The 23272-nt window shown below is 42.2% G+C and carries 22 protein-coding genes, 2 tRNA genes and 1 riboswitch; of the genes, 15 read left to right on the forward strand and 9 right to left on the reverse strand.

Going from position 1 to position 23272, the window contains the following annotated elements:
- Positions 1 to 76 precede the first annotated feature (76 nt).
- Both NPE20_RS11635 and NPE20_RS11640 read left to right on the forward strand, forming a co-directional pair.
- A complete protein-coding gene (locus NPE20_RS11635) occupies positions 77 to 316 on the forward strand; it encodes a hypothetical protein (protein ID WP_256538826.1) in 240 nt (79 codons plus the stop codon).
- Positions 317 to 388: 72 nt separating this feature from the next.
- Positions 389 to 2236, forward strand: coding sequence for a DNA polymerase III subunit gamma/tau (locus NPE20_RS11640; protein WP_256538827.1), 1848 nt, complete (start codon positions 389 to 391; stop codon positions 2234 to 2236).
- Positions 2237 to 2370: 134 nt separating this feature from the next.
- Here NPE20_RS11640 and NPE20_RS11645 read toward each other — a convergent pair whose 3' ends face one another.
- Both NPE20_RS11645 and NPE20_RS11650 read right to left on the reverse strand, forming a co-directional pair.
- Positions 2371 to 2799 (reverse strand): hypothetical protein, encoded by a 429-nt coding sequence (locus tag NPE20_RS11645; protein WP_256538828.1) that lies wholly within the window; start codon positions 2797 to 2799, stop codon positions 2371 to 2373.
- Positions 2800 to 2869: 70 nt separating this feature from the next.
- Positions 2870 to 3580, reverse strand: a complete 711-nt coding sequence (locus NPE20_RS11650; protein ID WP_256538829.1) for a hypothetical protein — start codon at positions 3578 to 3580, stop codon at positions 2870 to 2872.
- A gap of 259 nt (positions 3581 to 3839) precedes the next feature.
- On the opposite strand from NPE20_RS11650, the gene NPE20_RS11655 reads away from it, so the two are divergent.
- The 3 genes from NPE20_RS11655 to NPE20_RS11665 all read left to right on the forward strand — a co-directional run bounded on the left by NPE20_RS11655 (position 3840) and on the right by NPE20_RS11665 (position 6679).
- The gene (locus tag NPE20_RS11655; RefSeq protein WP_256538830.1) at positions 3840 to 5069 is read left to right on the forward strand and encodes an NADP-dependent isocitrate dehydrogenase; all 1230 of its coding nucleotides are present in this window, start codon (positions 3840 to 3842) and stop codon (positions 5067 to 5069) included.
- A 133-nt stretch (positions 5070 to 5202) separates the two neighbouring features.
- Positions 5203 to 6183, forward strand: a complete 981-nt coding sequence (locus NPE20_RS11660) for a type I phosphomannose isomerase catalytic subunit (RefSeq protein ID WP_256538831.1) — start codon at positions 5203 to 5205, stop codon at positions 6181 to 6183.
- A 13-nt stretch (positions 6184 to 6196) separates the two neighbouring features.
- Positions 6197 to 6679 carry a hypothetical protein gene (locus tag NPE20_RS11665; RefSeq protein ID WP_256538832.1) on the forward strand — a complete coding sequence of 161 codons (483 nt, stop codon included), beginning with the start codon at positions 6197 to 6199 and terminating at the stop codon, positions 6677 to 6679.
- A 3-nt stretch (positions 6680 to 6682) separates the two neighbouring features.
- Here NPE20_RS11665 and NPE20_RS11670 read toward each other — a convergent pair whose 3' ends face one another.
- Positions 6683 to 7117: a response regulator gene (locus tag NPE20_RS11670; RefSeq protein ID WP_256538833.1), complete on the reverse strand. Its 435-nt coding sequence runs from the start codon at positions 7115 to 7117 to the stop codon at positions 6683 to 6685.
- Positions 7118 to 7129: 12 nt separating this feature from the next.
- On the reverse strand, positions 7130 to 8611 hold the full coding sequence (locus NPE20_RS11675) for a PAS domain-containing sensor histidine kinase (RefSeq protein ID WP_256538834.1): 1482 nt from the start codon (positions 8609 to 8611) through the stop codon (positions 7130 to 7132).
- A gap of 469 nt (positions 8612 to 9080) precedes the next feature.
- Between NPE20_RS11675 and NPE20_RS11680 the strand changes: the two genes are divergently transcribed.
- From NPE20_RS11680 to NPE20_RS11700, 5 genes are all read left to right on the forward strand, one after another.
- A complete protein-coding gene (locus NPE20_RS11680; protein WP_256538835.1) occupies positions 9081 to 10148 on the forward strand; it encodes a glycoside hydrolase 5 family protein in 1068 nt (355 codons plus the stop codon).
- Positions 10149 to 10202: 54 nt separating this feature from the next.
- Positions 10203 to 11744: a SulP family inorganic anion transporter gene (locus NPE20_RS11685; protein ID WP_256538836.1), complete on the forward strand. Its 1542-nt coding sequence runs from the start codon at positions 10203 to 10205 to the stop codon at positions 11742 to 11744.
- A gap of 118 nt (positions 11745 to 11862) precedes the next feature.
- Positions 11863 to 11980, forward strand: a riboswitch (SAM riboswitch).
- A gap of 135 nt (positions 11981 to 12115) precedes the next feature.
- A complete protein-coding gene (locus NPE20_RS11690) occupies positions 12116 to 12751 on the forward strand; it encodes a peroxiredoxin (protein ID WP_256538837.1) in 636 nt (211 codons plus the stop codon).
- A gap of 12 nt (positions 12752 to 12763) precedes the next feature.
- Positions 12764 to 12834: transfer RNA gene (locus tag NPE20_RS11695), tRNA-Cys, on the forward strand.
- A gap of 132 nt (positions 12835 to 12966) precedes the next feature.
- Entirely contained in the window at positions 12967 to 14016 is a 1050-nt protein-coding gene (locus NPE20_RS11700; RefSeq protein ID WP_256538838.1) for a DUF5996 family protein, read from the forward strand.
- Positions 14017 to 14044: 28 nt separating this feature from the next.
- Here the strand turns inward: NPE20_RS11700 and NPE20_RS11705 are convergent, their stop codons facing one another.
- The gene (locus tag NPE20_RS11705) at positions 14045 to 14698 is read right to left on the reverse strand and encodes a class I SAM-dependent methyltransferase (RefSeq protein ID WP_256538839.1); all 654 of its coding nucleotides are present in this window, start codon (positions 14696 to 14698) and stop codon (positions 14045 to 14047) included.
- 74 nt (positions 14699 to 14772) lie between these two features.
- Positions 14773 to 15252: a RidA family protein gene (locus NPE20_RS11710; RefSeq protein WP_256538840.1), complete on the reverse strand. Its 480-nt coding sequence runs from the start codon at positions 15250 to 15252 to the stop codon at positions 14773 to 14775.
- A 209-nt stretch (positions 15253 to 15461) separates the two neighbouring features.
- Here NPE20_RS11710 and NPE20_RS11715 point away from each other — a divergent pair, with 209 nt between their 5' ends.
- The 3 genes from NPE20_RS11715 to NPE20_RS11725 all read left to right on the forward strand — a co-directional run bounded on the left by NPE20_RS11715 (position 15462) and on the right by NPE20_RS11725 (position 18485).
- Positions 15462 to 17591: a carbohydrate binding family 9 domain-containing protein gene (locus NPE20_RS11715; protein ID WP_256538841.1), complete on the forward strand. Its 2130-nt coding sequence runs from the start codon at positions 15462 to 15464 to the stop codon at positions 17589 to 17591.
- Between the two features lie 81 nt (positions 17592 to 17672).
- Positions 17673 to 17743 (forward strand) — tRNA-Gln (locus tag NPE20_RS11720).
- A 145-nt stretch (positions 17744 to 17888) separates the two neighbouring features.
- On the forward strand, positions 17889 to 18485 hold the full coding sequence (locus NPE20_RS11725) for a DUF4202 domain-containing protein (RefSeq protein ID WP_256538842.1): 597 nt from the start codon (positions 17889 to 17891) through the stop codon (positions 18483 to 18485).
- Here the strand turns inward: NPE20_RS11725 and NPE20_RS11730 are convergent.
- Both NPE20_RS11730 and NPE20_RS11735 read right to left on the reverse strand, forming a co-directional pair.
- Positions 18478 to 19293, reverse strand: coding sequence for a lysophospholipid acyltransferase family protein (locus NPE20_RS11730; protein ID WP_256538843.1), 816 nt, complete (start codon positions 19291 to 19293; stop codon positions 18478 to 18480). The genes NPE20_RS11725 and NPE20_RS11730 overlap by 8 nt on opposite strands.
- A 92-nt stretch (positions 19294 to 19385) precedes the next feature.
- On the reverse strand, positions 19386 to 20642 hold the full coding sequence (locus NPE20_RS11735) for a cystathionine gamma-synthase family protein (RefSeq protein WP_256538844.1): 1257 nt from the start codon (positions 20640 to 20642) through the stop codon (positions 19386 to 19388).
- 103 nt (positions 20643 to 20745) lie between these two features.
- Here NPE20_RS11735 and NPE20_RS11740 point away from each other — a divergent pair, with 103 nt between their 5' ends.
- On the forward strand, positions 20746 to 21348 hold the full coding sequence (locus tag NPE20_RS11740) for a trimeric intracellular cation channel family protein (protein ID WP_256538845.1): 603 nt from the start codon (positions 20746 to 20748) through the stop codon (positions 21346 to 21348).
- 49 nt (positions 21349 to 21397) lie between these two features.
- Here NPE20_RS11740 and hmpA read toward each other — a convergent pair whose 3' ends face one another.
- The gene (gene hmpA / locus NPE20_RS11745) at positions 21398 to 22609 is read right to left on the reverse strand and encodes an NO-inducible flavohemoprotein (protein WP_256538846.1); all 1212 of its coding nucleotides are present in this window, start codon (positions 22607 to 22609) and stop codon (positions 21398 to 21400) included.
- A 141-nt stretch (positions 22610 to 22750) separates the two neighbouring features.
- On the opposite strand from hmpA, the gene NPE20_RS11750 reads away from it, so the two are divergent.
- On the forward strand, positions 22751 to 23188 hold the full coding sequence (locus NPE20_RS11750) for an RrF2 family transcriptional regulator (protein ID WP_256538847.1): 438 nt from the start codon (positions 22751 to 22753) through the stop codon (positions 23186 to 23188).
- The last annotated feature ends 84 nt before the right edge of the window (positions 23189 to 23272 follow it).

Consider the following 23272-nt stretch of genomic DNA (forward strand, 5'->3'; position numbering starts at 1 on the left):
CTGAGGAGATTATTGGGATTGACGTTTTGTAAAACATAAACGATAAGCAATGTGTCTTTATTAAAAATATAACGCCATGCAATTTTCCAATCAATACCCCGGTCAGGATAACGCCGAAGATTTTGCGGATGATACTAATTTAACCCCGTCCGCTGAAGATAGCCCTGTTGAAGGCGACTGGAACGACGAGGAAGATGAGGACTTTGATGACCAGATGGAGTTGGAAGAAGATATGCGCGAGATACGTACTGCGGATGATCTGGGAGAGCCCGATCCGGAAGATGACGATCATATGCCTGATGGCGACATGCAGTAGGCAAACGCCAATTTTATTCACAATCCTTAATTGAGGTTTTAACTTAAAGCAATTGTTGTTACCTTAGTGCCTGTGGATAATTTCATTGTTTCGGCACGCAAATATCGCCCGGCTACTTTCGAAACCGTTGTAGGTCAGCAGCATATAACTAATACGCTAAAAAATGCTATTAAGAATAATCAGCTGGCACAGGCATTTTTATTCTGCGGACCAAGGGGAGTGGGTAAAACCACCTGCGCGCGGATACTGGCAAAAACCATTAATTGTACCGATTTACAGCCCAATGGCGAAGCCTGCGGCGTGTGCGACAGCTGCCGTGCTTTTATGAACGGTAACTCGTTTAACGTACACGAGCTGGATGCGGCCTCAAATAACTCGGTTGATGATATCCGTAGTTTGATAGAGCAGGTACGCATACCGCCACAAGCCGCCCGTTACAAGGTTTATATTATTGATGAGGTGCATATGCTATCGCAGGCGGCGTTTAACGCTTTCCTGAAAACGCTTGAAGAACCACCCAACTACGCCATATTTATATTAGCCACTACCGAAAAGCACAAAATACTGCCTACCATATTATCCCGTTGCCAGATCTTTGATTTTAACCGCATCAGGGTAGAGGATATGGCTGGCCACCTGGCAGGTATAGCCCAAAAGGAAAACATTACCTACGAGAACGACGGCCTGCACATTATTGCCCAAAAGGCAGATGGTGGCTTGCGTGATGCCTTATCGATGTTTGATCAGATAGTGAGTTTTAGCGGCGGTAATGTTACCTATCGTTCGGTTATTGATAACCTGAACATACTTGATTACGACTACTACTTTAATATAACCGATAAGCTATTAGCCGAAGACAGCGCCACAACATTGCTGCTTTTTGACGAGATCTTATCCAAGGGGTTTGACGGTGCGCATTTTATATCCGGCCTGTCCGAGCATTTCCGTAACCTGCTGGTAGGGAAGGATGCATCAACCATAAAACTGCTGGAAGTTAGCGAAACTATAAAGGCGCGTTACCTGCAGCAATCGCAGGCGGCATCGGTATCGTTCCTGCTATCGGCCATGAATATAGCCAACCAGTGCGATATCAGTTACAAGCAAAGTAAGAACCAGCGTTTACAGGTAGAGCTTGCCCTGCTCAAAATGAGTAACCTGCTCTCGATATTTAATTTATCGGCCCTGCCGGTAAGTGAAAACGCTGCTGCCCCAAACGGGGAGTTAAAAAAAAAACCTGATACCTCAGTAAATAGCACCCCTGTAAGCGATAATACTACAGAAGATATGACTGTTGTAAGGGATAACCCAGTTACTTATAACAGGACGTCGCCGGTTACTTCACCTGCAACTACGCCCGCCGCTACACCAACAATGGCCATGCCTGCTGCCGAAGCTAAGCCCGAACTTGCGGCCGAAAAACCAAAGGTATTTATCCCTAATGTGCACAGCGGGGCTACGTCTATAAAAATACCCTCGTTAAAAGATCTGGGTAAACAGGTAGAAGAGGCAGCCCAGGAAGAGGAAGATCCCTATTTAAAAGGCACTGATAAAGAATCGTTCACCATTGACCAGTTTTTACAGCTATGGACCAACCATGGCGCTAAACTAAAGGCAGAAGGTAAGGCGGCAACTTTGTACACCATATTTACATCGGTTACGCCAATAGTTTTAGGCCCCGAGAATTTTGAGGTGCCTGTAGCTAATAAAGTACAGGAGCAGGCCTTTAGAGACGAGCGCCCATACCTGCTAAACTTTTTACGCACTACGCTTAAAAATTTCAGTATTGAAGTTAATGCCAAAGTGGAAGAATCGACCGTGGTACGTAAACCATACACCGCTATGGAAAAATTCCAATATCTGGCGGCCAAAAACCCACAGCTTATCGATCTGAAGAATAAGTTTAATTTGGATTTCGATTAGGTGGGTTTTACCACAGCGTACACAAAGATAAAAACACAGAGAGCACAGAGTTTTATTTAAAAAATCTCTGTGCTCTCTGTGTTAATAAACAAATATATCCTCTGTGACCTCTGTGGTTAAATCACAAACAACATTTATTTTTTTGGTGTATCATTTTTAGGATAACCTTCTTCGTCCAGGTCATCGCGGTCGTCCTCTGGGGTGTGTGCCAAAGCTGCATCACGCGGGTTTAATTCTAAAGTTTTTCCGCTGTCAATGTGCATACCCAACGAGTCGACATCCGTTTCAATGGAACGGTCGGCATCATACTCGCCTTTAGTATCGTATGGGTTGGCCTCATCATAAGTAGAGTTCATGTCCTCACCGTCTTTTACAGATGTATCGTAAGGGTCGGGGTGGTCATAATCAGGATTATCGCCCTTTACATCATACTCATAGCTGTTGATGTTTTCATCATAATTAAGATTCTCGCTATCAGCAGTTTCGTTGGCATCTTCATTTAGTGGACTGTTCCTATCCTCCGGATCAGTAACAAAGTCTGGGTTTTGATTATCGGGTATCATAGAGTTTTAGTTTGCTATATATACACTAAAAATCTTGCCAAAAGTTGTTTATAGCAATAATAATTACTTACTAATTAATTGCCTTACGGTAAGATGTAACACTGCCTAATGCAAACTTTACGCCTATAGAATACTGTACCATTTTATCGGTATTTCGGCCGGCTGTAAAGCCATCCATATTATCGGTAAAATCCATATTGAATTGATAGGCCAGATCTATTTTCACGGAAGGCTGATTGTATTGGTTGAAAATTTTAAACTCGTAACCTATACGGGCAGGGATGTACAGCTCGTTGCTTTTATTTAAACCGCCTGTGGTAAATTCGGGTGTAGTATTTGATAACCTGTTGATGTTTTCTGCCTTGATATCGTTAAGGATATAACCAAGCCCTGTAGATAGGTAAAAGTTTTTTACTACACCCATTAACCCTCCATTAGAATAATCGATGATCTCGCCGGCCTGTAACTGGCCTCTAAACAGTATAGCTGTGTATCCATTTTTAAAATATCTGCCAGATTTTGATGTCCTGTCGCCGCCCTCTAACGAGCCGGCTTGTACTTCTACCAGATAATTAACAAATGGGGTTTGGTTAAAAACAAAGCTAACGTTTGCAGCTTTTGTAGATTTTAGTGATTCCGCGTCGCCATATAGCTGGTTAATGCTTCCGCCAAAACCAATATCATACTGGGCGTAATCGTAACCTATTTGTGCTTTTGATATTAATGTTACTGCAGTTAGTAAAAGCGTGAAGAAGGTTGTTTTAATAAGCAACTTTATCATAATATAAGAGCGATTGTTTGCTAATTAGCAGATGTTTAATTTTTATAAAAGTAGCATCTAACTTTTAAAAAGCAACATCATGTTTTAATTAATTGTTTATTGCCCTGTTAAACAGGATCTTCAGACTTTTGTTTGCCAGACAAAATATGCCAATTCAGCGGGGATAAATAAAAGTGTAAATTTTACGCACTTGAATTTTTACAAATAAAATTTTATGTAAGTTTGAAGCCGTTTAAATAAAATTAACCATAAATCAGGTATGTCAAAAATTAAAGTAGAAAACCCGGTAGTTGAGCTGGATGGTGATGAAATGACCCGCATCATCTGGAAGTTTATAAAAGATAAACTGATCACCCCTTATCTTGACCTGGATATAAAATATTATGACCTTGGTATCGAGTATCGTGATGAAACCGATGACCAGGTTACCATTGATGCAGCCAATGCTATATTAAAATATGGTGTAGGTATTAAATGCGCCACCATCACCCCGGATGAGCAGCGTGTTGAAGAATTTGGATTAAAACAAATGTGGAGGTCGCCAAACGGCACTATCCGTAATATATTAGATGGTACTGTTTTCCGCGAGCCAATTGTTATGGCAAACGTGCCGCGCCTGGTACCAAACTGGACAGCCCCTATCTGTATTGGCCGTCATGCTTTTGGCGATCAGTACCGTGCTACAGATTTTGTTACTAAAGGCAAAGGTAAGCTAACCGTAACCTTCACCCCAGAGGATGGCGGTGCCGAGCAGTCATTTGAAGTGTACAACTTTAAGGGCGATGGTGTTGCTTTAGCCATGTACAATACTGACGAATCTATCCGCGGTTTTGCGCATGCTTGTTTTAACCAGGCGCTAATGAAAGGCTGGCCTTTATATCTGTCAACCAAAAACACCATCCTTAAAAAATATGATGGCCGTTTTAAAGATCTTTTTGAAGAGATCTATCAGGCAGAGTACAAAACTAAATTTACCGAAGCGGGTATCACTTACGAGCACCGCTTAATTGATGACATGGTTGCATCGGCCCTTAAATGGAACGGTAACTTTGTTTGGGCTTGTAAAAACTACGATGGCGACGTACAGTCTGACACCGTAGCACAAGGTTTTGGTTCATTAGGTTTAATGACCTCTACTTTGGTTACCCCGGATGGCACCGTTATGGAAGCCGAAGCAGCACACGGAACAGTGACCCGTCACTACCGCGAGCACCAGGCAGGCCGCCCAACATCTACCAACCCTATCGCGTCTATCTTCGCGTGGACACGTGGTTTAGAGTTCCGCGGTATATTAGATGGTAACCAGGAACTGGTAAACTTCTGTAAAGCATTAGAAGAAGTTTGTATTGAAACTGTTGAAAGCGGCAAAATGACCAAAGATTTGGCCATCACCATAAAACCAAAAGTTGAACACGGTACCGATTACCTGTACACCGAAGAGTTTTTGGAAGCTATCAACGAAAACTTAAAAGCAAAATTGGGTAAGTAATCTTATTCCGGTGATAAATGGAAAAGCCCATCTGTTAAGGATGGGCTTTTCTTATGGGATTACTTTTTTAGAAAACCTTATTCAGGCTTATTCAAAATCCCTAACTTAGCCCCTCAAACAAGAACACATTACCATGTCATCATTATATCCACTAAAATTTAAAACCATATTTAAAGACAAAATATGGGGCGGTCATAAAATTGAAACCTATCTGCACAAAAATATTGGCAACCTGCCAAATTGCGGCGAAACCTGGGAGATCTCGGGTGTTAAGTCTGATGTGTCCGTAGTGGATAGCGGCGAATTAAAGGGGCAGTCACTGGCCGACCTGCTGGAGAAATTTCAGGGCGAATTAGTAGGAGAGAAGGTGTACAAGCATTTTGGTAATGTTTTCCCTTTGTTAGTAAAATTTATTGATGCTAATGATGACCTGAGCGTACAGGTGCACCCAAATGATGAACTGGCAAAAAAACGCCATAACTCGTTTGGCAAAACCGAAATGTGGTACGTAATAGAGGCCGATCCGGGTTCGTCTCTTATTGCCGGGTTTAACCGGGAGATGACCGAGAAGGAATATGTAGACGCTTTAAACAGCGGCCATATTATGGATATCCTGAACAGGGAAGATGTTAAAGCCGGGGATGTTTTCTTTTTACCCGCAGGCCGTGTGCACACTATTGGTAAAGGTTTGCTGATTGCCGAGATCCAGCAAACATCTGATATCACTTACCGTATTTATGATTTTGACCGTGTTGATGATAAAGGCAACAAACGCGAGCTGCATACAGAAGAAGCCCTTGCCGCTATAGATTACAAGCACTATCCGGAATATAAAACCTTGTACACCCCGCAAAAGAATGAGGATGTTCATTTGGTGACATGCCCATACTTTACAACCAATGTGCTTGATTATACACATGAAATAGAGAAGGATTATTCAAACCTGGATTCGTTTGTGATATACGTTTGTATTGAAGGCGAGTTTACCATTAAGCATAACAGCCTGGCTTACCCTGTAAAAATGGGCGAGTGTATATTATTACCAAAAACCATTGATAAGGTTGAACTGAAAACTACATCGGGCTTTAAAACATTAGAAAGCTATATAAAGTAGTTATATTTAGGATATGAAAAAAACCTTATCCTTTTTACTTCTTATTATAGTTGTTTTATCTGCTTGTAAAAAAGGCGGTTCTACCGATCCTAAAGACAATAAAATAAAGCTGGAAGATCTTATTGGAAGCTATACTTTTACTGAATATGTTTCAGAAAATCAAGGCACTATCCTTGGAGTAAATACCAACAGCAGTAAAACGCCTTGCATGCTTAATTCAATATTTACACTCAATAAGGATAATACCGCCACTTCTGTATACGTAGGCACCGAAGTTTGTTATTTGGCTTATAAATCGCCAAGTGAAAATACAAATATTGGCCCACATGAACCTGAAAGATATATTTGGAAGTTTGTGAATAATGAAGTTCAATTACAACTAAATAACACGGCATTAGTCCATCATTACGTGGTAACCCGGAATGATGGACTAATTCAATTAACAGAGACGAGCGAATCACCTATTCGTTACATGCAGGTATACACTAAGAAATAAATATTAATTATATCGCCTCATATACGTTTGGTTCTGCAACGAGTCATAAATATCTTTCAGGTAAAGTTTATCAATGGGTTTTAACAGGTAATCAACAATAAGCGTGTTGTTTTTTGCGCGCTTAACATCCTCCAGATCAATTGATGAACTGATGATGTAAACAGGAATATTTTTGCCTAATTGTGATTGGATTTTTTGAAACGCATCAATAAACTCCCAGCCATTCATAACCGGCATATTAATATCTACAAACAAAACATCGGGCAAATGGTTAGTATTACGCGGGTCTTTTAAATATTCAATCGCCTCTCTGCCATCGCCAAAGTTCAGTACTTTGTTAAATAAGTTTTTTATTGCTGCTGATTTTTTGAAACCGTAAGTAAAAATATCATCATCATCAACAATTCCTGCAGTCACAATTTTGTTCTCGGTGTTCATTAAATGGGGTTTTTATACCAGCCTTACTGTAAATTTTGTGCCAACATTTACAGTGCTGTCTACCTGTATAGATCCGCCCAGCGCTTCAACCTGGTTACGGGTAATAAAAAGGCCTATGCCTTTTGAATCAGAATTGCGGTGAAAGGTTTTATACATGCCAAAAAGCTGGTCGCCATAGCGGGGCATGTCAATTCCAACACCGTTATCTTCAAACAGTAGGTAAACTTCATTGCCTGCTTTTTGGGTAGAGCAGTTAATAACGGGTTCGCGATCAGGGTGTTTGTATTTTAAAGAGTTAGTAAGCAGGTTCTGGAAAATACTTTCCATATACGCCGGTATATAATCAATTTGCGGGCAGGCCGAAAAATCGGTATGTATTTTAGCCCCTGTCGAAACAATATTGGTACGAAGGGCCGATGCCACGTTATTAAAAATGGTATCAAAACTAACAACCTTTCGTTCGTTGCTAATTTCTGATTGTATTTTAACGATCTCGTCTAAATGCCCTACGGTAGAGCTAAGGCTTTCACTAATGGTTTTAATGTGCGAGAATACTTCCGTGCGGTCGCCATCCAGGTTAGATTCCTCAAATAAATTCACCATGAATTTCAGGTTCCCCGCATGCGATCGCAGGTTATGCGAAACAATGTAGGCAAAGTTTTGCAGGCGCTTGTTTTGATCGTCCAGCAAATTAATAGACGATTGCAGGGTAATGCCTTTCTTTTTAATGCTGTCAATATCCTGGAAAACGCCTCTGATAGTAGTACACCTGCCATAACTATCAAGTACAGGTACGCCTTTAGCCCTAACCCATATCACATTGTTTCGGGCTGTTCTAAATAAAACCTCAAGTTCATAGGGCTTACAAAATTTTACAGCCTGTTCAATTGCGTTAGTCATTACCGGGCGAAACTGCGGCTCAAAAAAGCTGATAGCCTCTTCAATGGTCATTTTTACCTGGCTGCTTAGCTCAAAAATGTCATAAACCTCTTGCGTCAAAACCAGCTTCATGGTAGCTGTTTCAATTTCCCAGCTTCCAATTTTTGCTATACGGCCAATCTCTGCGCATCTAAACTCGTTTTCGGCGGCCTTTATCTCGTTTATTTTAAGGGTATTAATATTGGCAAGCACGCCATATATCACCGGGCCATCGTTAGTATCATGCTTTTGAGTAGTGCTTTCAAACCATTGATAACCGTGTTGTTTGGTAAGCAGCCTGATGTGTGCAACCGGCGAACCCCCATGCCTTGGGTGATAAGTGGCCTTTAAAAAAGCAGGTTTATCGTGGTAATATAAAAGGTGTTCAAAAAAATAATTGTAACTGCATTCAATTTCGCCGGGGGCATAGCCTAAGGCAGTATAAAACCCCGATGACCATTTTACTTGTCTGGTATCGGTGTTATACTCCCAAATGCCTAAATGAATACTATCAATTATACGCGCAAAATGAGCTATGCTTTCGCCAGAAAACTTATGATCTTCAGAAAAACTCATTTTGAACTTTCAATCACTATCTTTTTTAATCACCCACATGGTAATAAAATGCGTGCCAAAGAAGCAAACGCTTATTAATTACAACCCTGCGTTGTTACAAATTATAAACACCCTAAATATTTTATAGTATTTGATACAATGGTGTTTTTACAAACGGCCACTTAAACAAAATCCTATAACGCTGAATATTAAAATATTAATCAACGTAATAATCTTATACGAATACTACGCCGCAGGGTTATAAAATATGGGCTGGTAAAAATAGTATAATATTTTTCGAAAATAATATGATGCCTTAAAGAAAAATTTTTGCTTTGATGGCAGGGCCCATTTATAGGTAGCTGGGTGTTTATTTTACCTCGGTTAAGCCGCTGAAAGGAGCAAAACAGGGGCATATTTAAAGGGATTAACAAATTAACGGCTAAATTTTCATCGCAATCGCTATATTTATCCTTACCAATTACAGGCCATGAAAAACCATTTATCTAAATTTCTTGCAGCAGTTTTATTGCTGTTATCAATAAGCGCATTTGCGCAAAAGCCAGCTGCCGGTAAGTTGTGGACGGTTGCTAAAGCAAATGCATGGTATAAACAGCACAAGTGGATGAGCGGAGCTGATTTTATACCCAGCAATGCCATAAACCAACTGGAAATGTGGCAGGCTAATACCTTTGACCCCGCAACTATTGACCGTGAGCTGGGCTATGCCGAAGGAATTGGCTTTAACACCATGCGTGTTTTTCTTTACAGCCTTGTCTGGAAACAAGATAAAGCAGGGTTTAAAAAACGGATAGATCAATATTTAACCATTGCTAATAAACACCATATACAAACCATGTTTGTGTTTTTTGACGATTGCTGGAACGCGGATGCCAAAGTTGGCTTGCAACCTGCACCCAAACAAGGCGTGCACAATTCGGGATGGCTGCAGGACCCGGGCAACAGGCTAACCAATACAGGCGAAACAGCCATGCTGCAAGCCTATGTAACCGATATAATGACCACTTTTAAACACGATAAACGCATTTTATTGTGGGATCTTTACAACGAACCCGGCAACTCCAAAAAAAAGGAAGCATCTATGGGTTTGCTAATTAAAGTATTTGCATGGGCACGCGCCGTAAACCCCGATCAGCCCATTTCTGCAGGCCTGTGGGATTGGAGCTTTGAAAAGCTGAACGCTTACCAGGCGCTTAACTCGGATATTGTTACCTATCACGATTATACAGAAGAAGCTTCGCACCTTAAAACTATTCAAATGCTTAAAACCCATGGCAGGCCACTCATTTGTACCGAGTACATGGCCAGGACGCGCGGCAGCAAATTTGCCAACATAATGCCTATGTTGAAAAAGGAAAATGTGGGCGCCCTAAACTGGGGCTTTGTAATGGGTAAAACCAATACTATTTACGCCTGGGACAACCCCATGCCTGATGGGGGCGAGCCAAAAGAATGGTTCCACGATATTTTTCGCAAGGATGGTACGCCTTACAAACCCGAAGAGGTGGAATTGATTAAGAAGCTGAACGGTAAATAGGAGCTTTAGGGTATCTTTAATGTGGTAAGGGCATTTTTTATAGCTTTGCACCACATGAAGGCCAGCTTTAAATTATTCGATCTTACCCAAAAAGTTAACTACAAAACCGAAGTTTTAGCCGGCCTCACCGTTGCCATGACAATGATGCCCGAATCATTGTCGTTCGCTATTTTAGCAGGGTTCCCGCCATTGGTGGGCTTATATGCTGCATTTATAATGGGGCTTGTTACATCAATATTTGGTGGCCGGCCGGGTTTAATATCTGGTGGGGCGGGTGCTACCGTTGTGGTGTTAATTGCCCTCATGAAAACAAGCGGTATTGAATACGTTTTTGCCGCTGTGGCATTGGCTGGTATTATTCAAATAGCAATAGGTTTATTTAAACTGGGCAAGCTGATACGCCTTGTACCGCAACCCGTAATGTATGGTTTTGTAAATGGCCTGGCGGTAATAATTTTTATGGCCCAGCTGCAGCAATTTAAAACCATTGTTAATGGGCACGAAACATGGCTTACCGGTACACCACTGTTAATAATGGCCGGGTTGGTTGCGTTAACTATAGCTATTGTTGCATTCTTTCCTAAGATAACCAAAGCCGTTCCGCCTTCGCTGGTAGCTATAATTGTGGTGTTTGCACTTGTACTGGGTTTTGGTATCCATACTAAAACGGTAAGCGATATAGCATCGGTTAGCGGGGGCTTCCCGCCGTTTCATATACCACAGGTGCCGCTTAATTTGCACACACTAAATATCATTTTTCCGTATGCCTTAATTATGGCCGCGGTAGGTTTAACAGAAGGTTTACTTACGTTAAACCTGGTTGATGAAATGACCGCCACCAGAGGTAACGGCAACAGGGAATGTATAGCCCAGGGAAGCGCCAACATCCTCAACGGCTTTTTCTTTGGCATGGGCGGTTGCCCCATGATAGCGCAAACGCTGGTGAACTTATCGGCTGGTGCAAGGGCAAGGCTATCCGGCATAATTGCATCCCTAACTATTTTAATGATCATACTTTTTGGCGCGCCGGTTATTGGCCGCCTGCCAATGGCAGCGCTAACAGGGGTGATGATCATGGTAGCATTCGGAACGTTTGAGTGGATCAGTTTCAGGATTTTTAACAAGATGCCAAAGCAGGATGTGTTTGTAGGGATAGTGGTTGCGGTTATAACCATATTACTGCATAACCTGGCGCTGGCTGTTTTAATTGGCGTGATCATATCTGCCCTGGTTTTTGCCTGGGAAAGTGCCAAACGTATAAGAGCCCGTAAGTATATAGATGATAAGGGCGTTAAACATTACGAAATTTATGGCCCGCTGTTTTTTGGATCGGTAACTGCTTTTACCGAAAAGTTTGATGTTGACGGCGACCCGAACGAAGTTATTATTGATTTTAAAGATAGCCGGGTGGCTGATATGTCAGGCATCGAGGCGCTTAATAAATTAACAGAGCGGTATCGCAAAGCAGGAAAAGAACTTCACTTAAAACACCTGAGCAAGGATTGTATCGTACTCTTAAAAAATGCTGCCGATGTTATAGAGGTGAATATTCTGGAAGACCCAAGCTACCATGTGGCTACCGAGAAGTTTAATTAACTGTGATTTTTTGTGGTTGAATTACAGTTAATTATCGTTTTTAATTGTAAATAAATATATAGTCTATAGGAATTATAGAATTTATATCTACTTTTGTTTCATAATCGTTCTTTAAATATACTTATCCAGAAAGACAGAGGGAAAGGCCCTATGATGTCTTAGCAACCTGTATTAGCTTCATAAGCTTGTATAAGGTGCTAATTCCTGCTTCGCTAAACAGCGGAGACAGATAAGCTGATTTAAAAGAAAAGAATGTTGCCAAACATTTCTCTTACCTCTGCTTGATATCTTACTTTTCCCGGATAAAATTTTGATTATATTAACATAGCTTTATAGCTATATAACAATATTAACCTTAAAAACATAAGATCATGAGTTTACGAATTGGCGACGACGCCCCAAACTTTAAAGCACAAACATCGCAAGGCGAGATCGATTTTTACGAATACCTTGGTGATAGCTGGGGTGTACTGTTTTCGCATCCGGCAGATTACACCCCCGTTTGCACTACCGAATTGGGCAAAACAGCATCGTTAAAAGGTGAGTTTGACAAACGTAATGTAAAGGTGATAGCCCTTAGTACAGATAATGTAGAATCGCACAAAGGCTGGATCAACGATATTAACGAAACCCAGGGTGTGGAAGTTAACTTCCCTATAATTGGCGATGAAAACCGCGAGATCTCGCAGGCGTATGACATGATCCATCCTAATGCATCGTTAACCGCTACTGTGCGTTCGTTATTCGTTATCGGCCCCGATAAAAAGATAAAGCTGATCATCAGCTACCCGGCATCAACAGGAAGAAATTTCCAGGAGATTTTGAGGGTGATAGATTCATTACAGCTAACCGCTTACCATAGTGTTGCCACCCCGGCCGATTGGAAAGATGGCGAAGATGTAGTGGTACTGCCATCCATCAAATCAGAAGATATCCCTGCGAAATTCCCTAAAGGGTTTACCGAGGTAAGATCTTATTTAAGAACTACCCCGCAGCCTAATAAATAAGGCTGTGCATAAAGTCGCGTGGCCGAGAGGATAGGTGAGGGTCTGCAAAACCTTTGACGGTAGTTCGAATCTACCCGCGACGTCAAAAACTGACTGACTAATAACTGAAAACTGCGACGGATGAAAGCCCGTCGCTTTTTTTGTTTAAGGCGCTTGTCATTTCGAACGAGCCGGGGTAGGGCTGTGCGATGGTATGAGGAGAAATCTTTTAAACTATGCATCCGGATAAGCATGTAGTCGGCTTGGCTATTGTAAAAGATTTCTCCTCGTACCTCGTTCGAAATGACAGGGGCTTTCTGCAACAAATGTTCTATTTGCTTGTATATTTACATATGAGCAACGCAAATAACACCAACTGGCCTAAATTGGATTACCATTACCTGAAAGATACCATCGCCACGGTACACATGTGGACGCAGATGATAGGCAAGGTGCGCCTCAAAAAAATGCCATGGATAAACCATTCCTGGCAGGTTACTTTGTATGTAAGCGCAACCGGGCTAACTACCGGCAGCATTCCGTACAATGGTGGTGTTTTCCAGATCGATCTTGATTTTATAAACCACCAGTTGCATATAACTACCAGCACTGCCGAGAAGATCTCGTCAGCTTTGGGTGCCGAAACCATAGCCGCTTTTTATACAGAGTTACTTGATAATTTAAAAGCAGCAGGTGTAGATGTTGAGATTTATGCGGTACCTAACGAAGTTGACCCGGCCATACCTTTTGCAGAAAATACTACGCCTTGTATCTATAATGCCGATGCTATGCACACCATTTGGCAGGCGTTGATCAGGATCCATAATGTATTTACAGATTTTAGGGCCGGATTTTTAGGTAAGTGCAGCCCGGTACATTTCTTTTGGGGCGCGTTTGATTTGGCGGTTACCCGTTTTAGCGGCAGGCCTGCACCAAAACACCCCGGCGGGGCACCAAACATTCCGGTAGAAGTAATGCAGGAAGCCTACTCGCACGAGGTTAGCTCATGTGGTTTTTGGCCGGGCAGCGAACAATTCCCGCAACCTGCGTTTTATTCCTATTGTTACCCCACTCCCGATGACTACGGCAAACAGCAGGTAAGCCCGCCCGACGCATTTTACAGCACCGAAATGGGCGAATATTTCTTAACGTACGAGGTAGTTCAGCAGTCAGCTGACCCGGAAGGGGTTTTGATGCAATTTTTGCAATCTACCTATGATGCCGCCGCTAAAACAGGCAACTGGGATAAGGCCTTGGAAAGTGACTTACAGGGATTGAAAGAATAATAAGGGTAGTTCGCCCGGCTCTAAGATATTACAAAGAAAAAGTCCTCTCTTTTGGCGACGTTTTAGGCGAAGCCACCTTTTGTACACACCAGGTGGTCATGCATCTTAAATTTTGCACGTTAGTCGTTTTTATAGGTTCAAAAAGTTCGCCGCCTAATGCCTCGGTATACTCCATTAATATTTGTTCGTTCACCAGGAAACGTTCAGAACCATCGGGCAGGGCGAAGCGGCTATTACCTAATGGGGTAACTAAACTCTCAATACCAATATCTGATGCCAGGCGGGCAAACAGATAGCCGCCGGGCTTTAATACGCGCCACACAGAACGCAGCATAGCATCAAAGTGGTTACTATCATTAGCGAAATGCAATACCGCACTGCAAATGGCCAGGTCGAAGGTTTCATCATTAAAAGACAGGTTCTCTGCTTTGCATACGGTAAAGTTTTCTGGCCGATGAGCCGGTGTCAATGTCTTTGCCAGCGATTTTACATGTTCAATAGCATCCGGGTTTGGGTCTATCCCATAAACATCATAATCGTTCTGCAAAAAATAGATCAAATTACGCCCAGTCCCGCAGCCAACGTCGAGTACTTTTTTGCATCCGTTAAAGCGGCCTTTCAGTAATTGGTCAAACAGGTAAATATCAATATTACCGTAAAGCTGTTGCAAGTTATTTGTCATGTATTATTATATGGTTATGGGGTAAGGTAAGCCTCATCCCAGCCCCCTCCAAGGAGAGATTTAAGTGCGGCATACTATTTTTTTGCGATCACCGCTGTCGCCTCTATCTCTATTAAAATATCATCTCTAAAAAGGTTGCTTACCTCAACAAGCGTACTTGCAGGGGGCATTTTGGTGTTAATGTATTTATCTCTTACATCGCGTACCTGCTGTATTTTTGAAACATCTTTCAAATAGTAAGTTAGTTTTACAACGTTGTTCATGTTACCGCCGGCGTCTTCAATAATACGTTTAATGTTGGCAAAAACCTGTTCGGTTTGTTTAAGTATATCGCCCTTACCAATCAAATCGCCGTTTTCATTTAAAGCTACCTGTCCGGATAAGATGATCATTTTACTTTTACCCATATCAATCACTGCCGAATGCGAATAGCCCTTTGGTGCTGATAAGCCGGCCGGATTTTTAAAGGTTACCATTCGTTGCGGAAAGATCTGCGTTTGTGCAAGGCAACTGATAGAAACGAACGTTAAAATGAGACAAAAATATTTCTTCATGCTTGTGGGTTTTGTTGTATGCAATGTAACAATATTGCCACGTGTTTTAAAAACAAGTATTGCAGAAGGAAGGGGCTAATGTTTTTTAATTTAATATTTATATTATTGTGTACCGATTACACATTAACGGCAGGTATTATCTCACAAACCTAAGTACCCATACCAAATTGTTTAAATTAAAATTCATATTACTACTGTCATGCTGCTGCATGCTCAGCAGTTACGTATCCGCGCAAAAAAAGAACGTCAACTATAAATATCATATTAAGCGGGCCGCATCACCTATAAAAATTGATGGTTTGCTGGATGAAGCCGATTGGTTAAACGCCGATACCGCTGGCAATTTTTTTATGGTGTTGCCCATGGATACCAGCTTTGCCAACGTACGTACGGTAGTGCGCATGGCATATGATAACGACAATTTTTACATATCTGCGGTTTGCTATACGCCAACAGCGGGTTACATGGTAGAATCGCTTAAACGCGATTTTAGCTTTTTAAAGAACGACAACTTCATATTTTTTATGGACCCGTTTGATGCCCGTACCGATGGTTTTAGCTTTGGCGCCAACGCGGCGGGGGCGCAGTGGGATGGTGCCATGTATGAGGGCGGTAAGGTAGATCTGAGCTGGGATAATAAATGGTTTTCGACGGTAAAAAATTACTCGGATAAATGGGTTTTTGAGGCATCTATACCTTTCAAAAGTATCCGTTATAAAAAAGGTATAAAAGAGTGGGGTATAAATTTTAGCAGGAACGACCTGGTTACCACCGAAAAATCGAGCTGGGCACCGGTGCCAAGGCAATTCCCTACGGCATCACTGGCTTATACAGGTACAATTGTATGGGATGAAGCGCCACCTGTAGCTACCCATAACGTATCTATTATACCCTATGCTTTAGGTGGTGTTACTAAAGATTTTGAGAATAACAAATCTGCCGTTTGGCGCAAGGATATCGGGGGTGATGTAAAGGTGGGCCTCACCTCATCCCTCAACCTGGATATGACGGTTAACCCCGATTTTTCGCAGGTAGATGTAGATCAGCAGGTGATAAACCTGAACAGGTACGAACTCTTCTTCCCCGAGAAGCGCCAGTTTTTCCTGGAGAATGGCGACCTGTTCGCCAATTTTGGTTATGCCGATATCCGGCCTTTCTTTTCGCGCAGGGTGGGCTTAAATGCACCCATACGTGCAGGGGCACGGCTCACGGGCAAAATTGATAAGAATTGGCGGGTAGGGGTAATGGATATCCAAACCGGCCAGTCAAACTCTGATAATTTGCCCGGGCAAAACTTTGGGATAGTTACGCTGCAAAGGCGGGTGTTCTCGCGCTCAAATATTGGTTTCATGTTTGTTAATAAGGATGGGACAGGTGGCGCACCCATGCCGGGCAGTACTGCTAACGACTATAACCGAAATGTGGGGGCAGAGTTTAATCTGGCATCTTCAAATAACCTGCTTACGGGTAAATTGCTGGGCCTAAAATCATTTACCCCCGGTGTAAAAGGCCGCGATTTTGTAGAAGCTGCTAACCTGCAATATCTAAGCAAATACTGGACATTTGCCATGCAGCAGCAATATGTAGGGAAAAATTACAATGCCGAGGCCGGTTATGTGCCCCGCACCGGTTACAACAAACTGAACCCACTAATACAGCATAACTTTTTCCCTAAAAGCGGTGTAATATTATCGCACGGGGTGCAGGCAAGCGGCATCTACTTTTTTGATGAGGGCTTTAAACCAACAGATAATGAAACCATTTTAAGTTATCTTATCACCTTCCGTAACCGCAGTACTTTAACCGTTTCGGGGTTGGATGATTATGTGAAACTACTGCGCCCGTTCGATCCAACAAACACCGGCAAAGCAATGCTGCCAACAGGCTTCGAAAATCATTGGAACACTATCGACGTGCAGTATGCTTCAAAACCGCAAAGCGTTTTTACCTATCTGTTTGAGGTTGCCCGTGGCGGTTACTATGACAATGGCACTAAAACCACGTTGGTAGGGCAGTTAGGTTACCGCTTTCAGCCCTATGTAAATTTAATACTGAATACATCTTATAACGACCTAAAGCTGCCGCAGCCGTATGGCCGTAACAAGTTCTGGTTAATTGGTCCACGGGCCGATGTTACGTTTACCAACACCTTATATTTTACCACCTATGTGCAATACAACGAGCAGGCCCGTAACATGAACATCAACAGCAGGCTGCAGTGGCGCTATAAACCCGCTTCTGATTTGTTTATTGTTTATGGCGATAACTCTATCCCATCGCCGTTTATGGTTAAGAACAGGCAGTTAACTATTAAATGGACCTATTGGTGGAACATATAAACAGTACAATGTTAATTTAAAGATATCCCCCAGCTATAATCTGCAAAATTTGCTATTTTTGCAGCATCAGGTAATTGATACTCTCCTATGGTGTAACGGTAGCACTTCTGATTCTGGTTCAGACAATTGAGGTTCGAATCCTTGTGGGAGAACAAAAAGGCTTTAGCATTCGCTAAGGCCTTTCTATTTAAGTGTTCTTTATCTAAAACCGGGTTTTGACCAATAAAAGGTAGTTTTTTACTTTTGAAAAGCCATTTATTGCATCTTAATAAGTAGTTTATGCTAAATTTATACCCAATGGATAAATTACAAGCTGCTATTGAGCAATTCGATAATTATAACAAGACAGATCCGCATATTTTTACCTGGGATGGCATTGATTATCCGCAGGAATATTTTTTAGCGCTAAAATTGCATGAATGGGTAGTAAAACTGTCGCCCATTGCAAGCGAAGAGCTTTTACTGGCTTCCCGTTGCCAGCATATTGGCCGGTGGGAAATTCCGCGTGACCAATACCCCGATGGAAGGGAGGCTTATTTGCAATGGCGCAAAGATCTGGCAAAATATCATGCAGCGGTAGCTACTGATATTTTAAAGTATGTTGGATACGAGGAAGAGCAGATTGAAAGGGTAACGCAGATAATTTTAAAACAAAAAATTAAGGTGGATGCCGAGGTACAGGTTATGGAAAACGCATTATGCCTGGTATTCCTTCAATTTCAATACGAAGATTTCTATCCAAAGCACGAGCCCGAAAAATTGATCAATATCCTTAAAAGATCGTTATTAAAAATGGACGCCCATGGTCATCAGTTTGCTTTATCGTTAAGCTATTCTGCCGAAGGTTTGCACTATATCAATGAAGCTTTAAAGTTGATAAATAAGGCTAATTAGAAGCTACTAAGTGCTTAAGCGCATAAGTTTCCGTCCTTAAAAGCGATAATAAATTATTAGCATCACTATGCGGATAGGGCTGGGGCATAGCTATCGGCTTGCCAATACTCACACGTAACGTCATCCCTTTTTTGTTAAACAAAGCGGCGGGCAACATTGCCGTTTGCAGGGCAGGGTGTATAAAACGCAGCAAACTAAACCCAATGCCATTGTTGCCATGAAAATATACGGGTAATACAGGGACACCCGCCCTGGCAATTATTTTACCTACTACCGGGTGCCATTCTTTGTCGGCAATTTTTTGTGTTTTAAAATTAAAAGCAGAAACTTCGCCTGCCGGGAATATAGCCACCGGTGTACCGGTACGTAACTTGCAAAGCGTGGTTTTTAATCCGCTAATGCTGGATGCATCTTTAATGGTTTCGAAAGGATTTACTGCAATAATATAGTTGGCCAGGTTGGGCACCCGTTTTAACAGAAAGTTGCCCATAAACAAAGTATCGGGCCGGCTGGACACTAATAAATTAAGTAAAGCCAGCGACTCAATTGCACCATAAGGGTGATTGGCTACAACAATAAAAGCACCTGATTGCGGGATGTTGGCAAGATCATCTGCATCAATTTCAATGGCGATGCCTAAATAATCGAGCACGTATTTGGTAAAGGCAACCCCCTCCAGATCGCCTGCCTGCATCATCATATTGTTAAAGGCATCTATCTTCATCACCCTCATCAACAGCGAAGCCAACCCCGGGAAGTTAGCAGTACCTGTAGCCTTCATTACATCACCTTTACTGATCACCGCCATTTGGCAAAGGTAGGTTTGCCATATAAAGTTATCCCCTTATGTGCGTTAACCTTAGCTCATTTATTATTAAGAGCTATCTCACAAAAGCTTTGTTACAAAAGGCTGTATTCAACACTATCCAGCGCTTGTTTAAAATCTTCCAGCAGGTCTTCGCGGTCTTCAATACCTACCGATAGGCGGATCATACCTTCGGGAATGCCCATTTCGGCACGCCTTTCGGCACCAAGCTCAAAAAATATGGTCTGAGCCACAGGTATGGCCAATGTGCGGGTATCGCCCAAATTGCTGCTTTTAATAACCACCTGCAGGCGGTTTAAAAAAGCAAACACATCTACATCATCATTCAACGCAAAGCTCATTAACCCGCCGTGGTAACGGAACAATGATTTTGATAACTCGTGCTGCGGGTGATCTTTTAAACCCGGGTAGTAAACCTTGCTCACCAACGGATGCGCCTGCAGGTATTCTGCCAATGCACCGGCGTTGCCACATGCGCGTTCCATCCGAAGGGCCAGGGTTTCTGCACCTACGGATATGCTGTGTGCTGCTTCGGGCGCTAAAGTGCCGCCGCCATCACGCAAGCCGCGCTTCCTGATTTGGGTAATACCTAAAAGTTCTGATTTTATTTGTGTGCGCAATACGGGTGCAATGCCGGGGTAATTTTCCCAGTTATATAAACCGGTATCGGTTACACTGCCGCCAAGCGCGTTGCCATGGCCGCCAATATATTTAGTTAACGAGTTTATAACAAGGGATGCCTTAACCGTTACCGGCTGAAAAATGTAGGGCGATGTCATGGTGTTATCTACCACATATATTAACCCTTTCTCTTCGCAAAAATCTCCAATTGCGCCAAGGTCGGCAATTTGGGTAGCCGGGTTGGCGATGGTTTCAACCAGTACCATGCAGGTATTTGGTTTGTACGCATCTTTAATATTATCTACTGATGTAGCATCAACAAAAGAAATATCAAGCCCTATCTCGGTAAACGTTTGCAGTATGCTGCGTGTATTACCAAACAGGTACGAGCTTGCAATAATATGGCTCCCTTCTTTCACCAGCGCGAATACGGTAGCCATAATAGCTGCCATACCGGTAGAAAAACTTACCGATGCCAGGCCATTTTCCATCATAGTGATCTTACTTTCTAAAGCAGCAGTAGTAGGATTGCCTTGCCTTGAATATGCAAAACCCTTTGTTTTATTCTGAAATACATTCACAAGTTCCTGCACATCATCAAAACCCCAGGTTACCGCGGTATGTATGGGCTGATGTAAGGCGCCAAACTCTGGTTTGCGTAAACGGTCGGCATGTAACAGGGTTGTTGTGAATCCTTTTTGTTTAGTCATGATGGGAAAAAAGATAATAATTCGCAATTATAGCCATCTATGAGTGAAAAACAAAGCGAATGTATATATCAGTACAAAAGTTTAGGTTTGTATTACAAACCGTATGCACTTAAGCTTTTCAACCATTATTGAAATATTGGGCACTATCGCCTTTACCATATCGGGCGCTTTTTCGGCCATGCAGAAAAGGCTCGACCTGTTTGGCGTGCTCATACTGGGGTTTGTTACGGCAATAGGCGGCGGTACTTTACGCGATGTGCTTATTGGCAATACGCCCGTATCCTGGATGCGGGATGTAAGCACGCCACTAATTATACTAACAACCGCCGCGCTCACCATTTTATTTAAACGCCTTGTTAAAAACCTTAAAGTAACCCTGTTTCTTTTTGATGCACTTGGCCTGGGCTTGTTCACGGTAATAGGCGTTCAAAAAGGACTTGATGCTAATCTTAACCCGGGTGTTTGCATTGCATTAGGCACTATTACCGGTTGCTTTGGTGGTGTGCTGCGCGATATGTTGCTCAACCATATCCCGGTGCTATTCCATAAAGAAATATACGCTACTGCCTGTATAGCAGGTGGCATTTGTTATATCTTTTTACTGCAGTTTATGGAGCAGCAAGTAGCCGAAGCTATATCTGTTGTACTTATCTGTACCATCCGGATACTGGCAGTGCGCAATAACTGGCGGTTGCCCACGGTTTAAACAAAAAGAGCCGGGAACATATCGTCCCTGCTCTTTATAGCACATCTTATTAGTTTAAATTAAGCACCTGCGGGCCAAACTCTTCAAAAAATATATTCCGGGTATCAATGCCAAACTGTTTCAGATCATTAAACTGTTTTTGGATAAATACCGATGGGCCGCATATAAAGTAGCGGGTGCCCGGCTGGTGGGTCAGGCCGTTTATCTGGTTGATATCTAAGAACCCTTCGTAAATGCCCTCTTCAATATCATGCTGAGTAGGGTTGTTGTAAAATATATGCTGGGCTATATTGCTGTTTGTATTAACCAATTGGGCAAGGTCATCCTTAAAGGCATGTACAGTTTGGTTGCGGCAACCATGCAGCCACGTAATAGGATGTTTGGTTTGTTGCCCGCTAAGATGCTGCACCATGCTCATAAATGGTGTTAAGCCCACGCCACCACTGATAAACATAACGGGTGCATCCAGGTCATCGGGTAGGGTAAAGCTGCCAGCAGGCGCGGTTAATTCTACTAATGCTCCTTCATTAACATCGTTGTGTAGTTGGTTGCTTATCATGCCATTAATGTCAACCGTAGCACCGGTTTCGCGCTTTACAGATATGCGGTAGTAGTTGTTATTGGGCGCGCTTGATATACTGTATTGCCTTATTTGGGCCATCCCCAGATCGGGTAGAAATAATTTTATACTGATGTATTGACCGGGTTTATGCAAGGGCACTTTACCACCATCGGCAGGGTATAAATAAAAAGAGCAGATCTCTGCAGATTCCATCTCCTTACGTTCTAATTTAAACAAACGCCATCCGGTCCAGCCGTTCGGTTTATCTGTTTGGTTTTGATATAGATGTGCTTCATGGCCGCTCATTAATTTGGCTAATTGGTTGTAGGCAACTGTCCAGGCATCAAGTATATCGGCAGTGGCGGCATCACCAAGCACCTCGGCAATTGATGCTATAAGGTGTTGGCCTACAATTGAATAATGTTCGGGCCGTATATCAATACTGGTGTGCTTGTGGCCAATGCGGTCAACCACGGGCATTAATACCGATGGGTTGGCAATATTTTCGGCATAAGCTAAAACGGCCATGGCTAATGCTGTTTGTTGTTTCCCGGTTTGCTGGTTAGCCATATTAAACATGTTTTTTAACTCGGGATTGTGTTTAAACATGCGCCCATAAAAATGTGTGGTGAGTAATACGCCGTGTTCTTTTAAAATAGGAACAGTAGCCAGGATGAGATTTTTTTGATCGGTTGTCATAATAAATATATTAATACCTTTTTATCTTAAATTAGACCAAATGTTTTACTATTCGGTTTGTTATCGGCAACAAATCTAATGGATAAAACAATAAAAGACAAAAATATCTTTTATTATTTATTATATTTGTTTCATTAAGCTATGGCGATTTTTTCAAAAACATGTGAGTACGCAATCAGGGCTGTATTTTATATTGCGCATAAAACCGCAAACGGCGGCAGGGTAGGTATTAAAGATATTGCAACAGGTATTGATTCGCCCGAATTGTACCTGGCTAAAATATTGCAGGATTTGAGCAGGAAAGGATTAATAAGTTCTTTTAAAGGCCCTAACGGTGGCTTTTTTATTGAACCGGCATTGTTAAACAAACCCCTAAGCGAAATTGTAGAGGCCGTAGATGGAGATAGCCTGTTTTATGGTTGTGCCCTGGGGCTTAAACAATGTTCTGAAATAAATCCTTGCCCGCTGCATAACGATTTTAAGGCGATTAGGGATAAAATACATCTGTTATTAAGTACAACAACTATAGGTGAGTTTAACAGCGAGCTAATGAACGGACTATTTTCGCTAAAAAAATAAGCGGCCGCACAGCTTACAGGATACAAGAAGCAATCCCCCGCAACCTTTTAAAAGGATTTCTTAACTTCGCAGCACATTTACAGT

The organism is Mucilaginibacter aquariorum, assembly GCF_024498135.1.
GTDB lineage: Bacteria > Bacteroidota > Bacteroidia > Sphingobacteriales > Sphingobacteriaceae > Mucilaginibacter > Mucilaginibacter aquariorum.

Excerpts from the sequence above, each read along its gene's own strand:
- NPE20_RS11635 (WP_256538826.1), top strand. The coding sequence starts at position 77 with ATGCAATTTTCCAATCAATACCCCGGTCAGGATAACGCCGAAGATTTT.
- NPE20_RS11645 (WP_256538828.1), bottom strand. The coding sequence starts at position 2,799 with ATGATACCCGATAATCAAAACCCAGACTTTGTTACTGATCCGGAGGAT.
- NPE20_RS11650 (WP_256538829.1), bottom strand. The coding sequence starts at position 3,580 with ATGATAAAGTTGCTTATTAAAACAACCTTCTTCACGCTTTTACTAACT.
- NPE20_RS11655 (WP_256538830.1), top strand. The coding sequence starts at position 3,840 with ATGTCAAAAATTAAAGTAGAAAACCCGGTAGTTGAGCTGGATGGTGAT.
- NPE20_RS11660 (WP_256538831.1), top strand. The coding sequence starts at position 5,203 with ATGTCATCATTATATCCACTAAAATTTAAAACCATATTTAAAGACAAA.
- NPE20_RS11665 (WP_256538832.1), top strand. The coding sequence starts at position 6,197 with ATGAAAAAAACCTTATCCTTTTTACTTCTTATTATAGTTGTTTTATCT.
- NPE20_RS11670 (WP_256538833.1), bottom strand. The coding sequence starts at position 7,117 with ATGAACACCGAGAACAAAATTGTGACTGCAGGAATTGTTGATGATGAT.
- NPE20_RS11675 (WP_256538834.1), bottom strand. The coding sequence starts at position 8,611 with ATGAGTTTTTCTGAAGATCATAAGTTTTCTGGCGAAAGCATAGCTCAT.
- NPE20_RS11680 (WP_256538835.1), top strand. The coding sequence starts at position 9,081 with ATGAAAAACCATTTATCTAAATTTCTTGCAGCAGTTTTATTGCTGTTA.
- NPE20_RS11685 (WP_256538836.1), top strand. The coding sequence starts at position 10,203 with ATGAAGGCCAGCTTTAAATTATTCGATCTTACCCAAAAAGTTAACTAC.
- NPE20_RS11690 (WP_256538837.1), top strand. The coding sequence starts at position 12,116 with ATGAGTTTACGAATTGGCGACGACGCCCCAAACTTTAAAGCACAAACA.
- NPE20_RS11700 (WP_256538838.1), top strand. The coding sequence starts at position 12,967 with ATGCATCCGGATAAGCATGTAGTCGGCTTGGCTATTGTAAAAGATTTC.
- NPE20_RS11705 (WP_256538839.1), bottom strand. The coding sequence starts at position 14,698 with ATGACAAATAACTTGCAACAGCTTTACGGTAATATTGATATTTACCTG.
- NPE20_RS11710 (WP_256538840.1), bottom strand. The coding sequence starts at position 15,252 with ATGAAGAAATATTTTTGTCTCATTTTAACGTTCGTTTCTATCAGTTGC.
- NPE20_RS11715 (WP_256538841.1), top strand. The coding sequence starts at position 15,462 with ATGCTCAGCAGTTACGTATCCGCGCAAAAAAAGAACGTCAACTATAAA.
- NPE20_RS11725 (WP_256538842.1), top strand. The coding sequence starts at position 17,889 with ATGGATAAATTACAAGCTGCTATTGAGCAATTCGATAATTATAACAAG.
- NPE20_RS11730 (WP_256538843.1), bottom strand. The coding sequence starts at position 19,293 with ATGGCGGTGATCAGTAAAGGTGATGTAATGAAGGCTACAGGTACTGCT.
- NPE20_RS11735 (WP_256538844.1), bottom strand. The coding sequence starts at position 20,642 with ATGACTAAACAAAAAGGATTCACAACAACCCTGTTACATGCCGACCGT.
- NPE20_RS11740 (WP_256538845.1), top strand. The coding sequence starts at position 20,746 with ATGCACTTAAGCTTTTCAACCATTATTGAAATATTGGGCACTATCGCC.
- hmpA (WP_256538846.1), bottom strand. The coding sequence starts at position 22,609 with ATGACAACCGATCAAAAAAATCTCATCCTGGCTACTGTTCCTATTTTA.
- NPE20_RS11750 (WP_256538847.1), top strand. The coding sequence starts at position 22,751 with ATGGCGATTTTTTCAAAAACATGTGAGTACGCAATCAGGGCTGTATTT.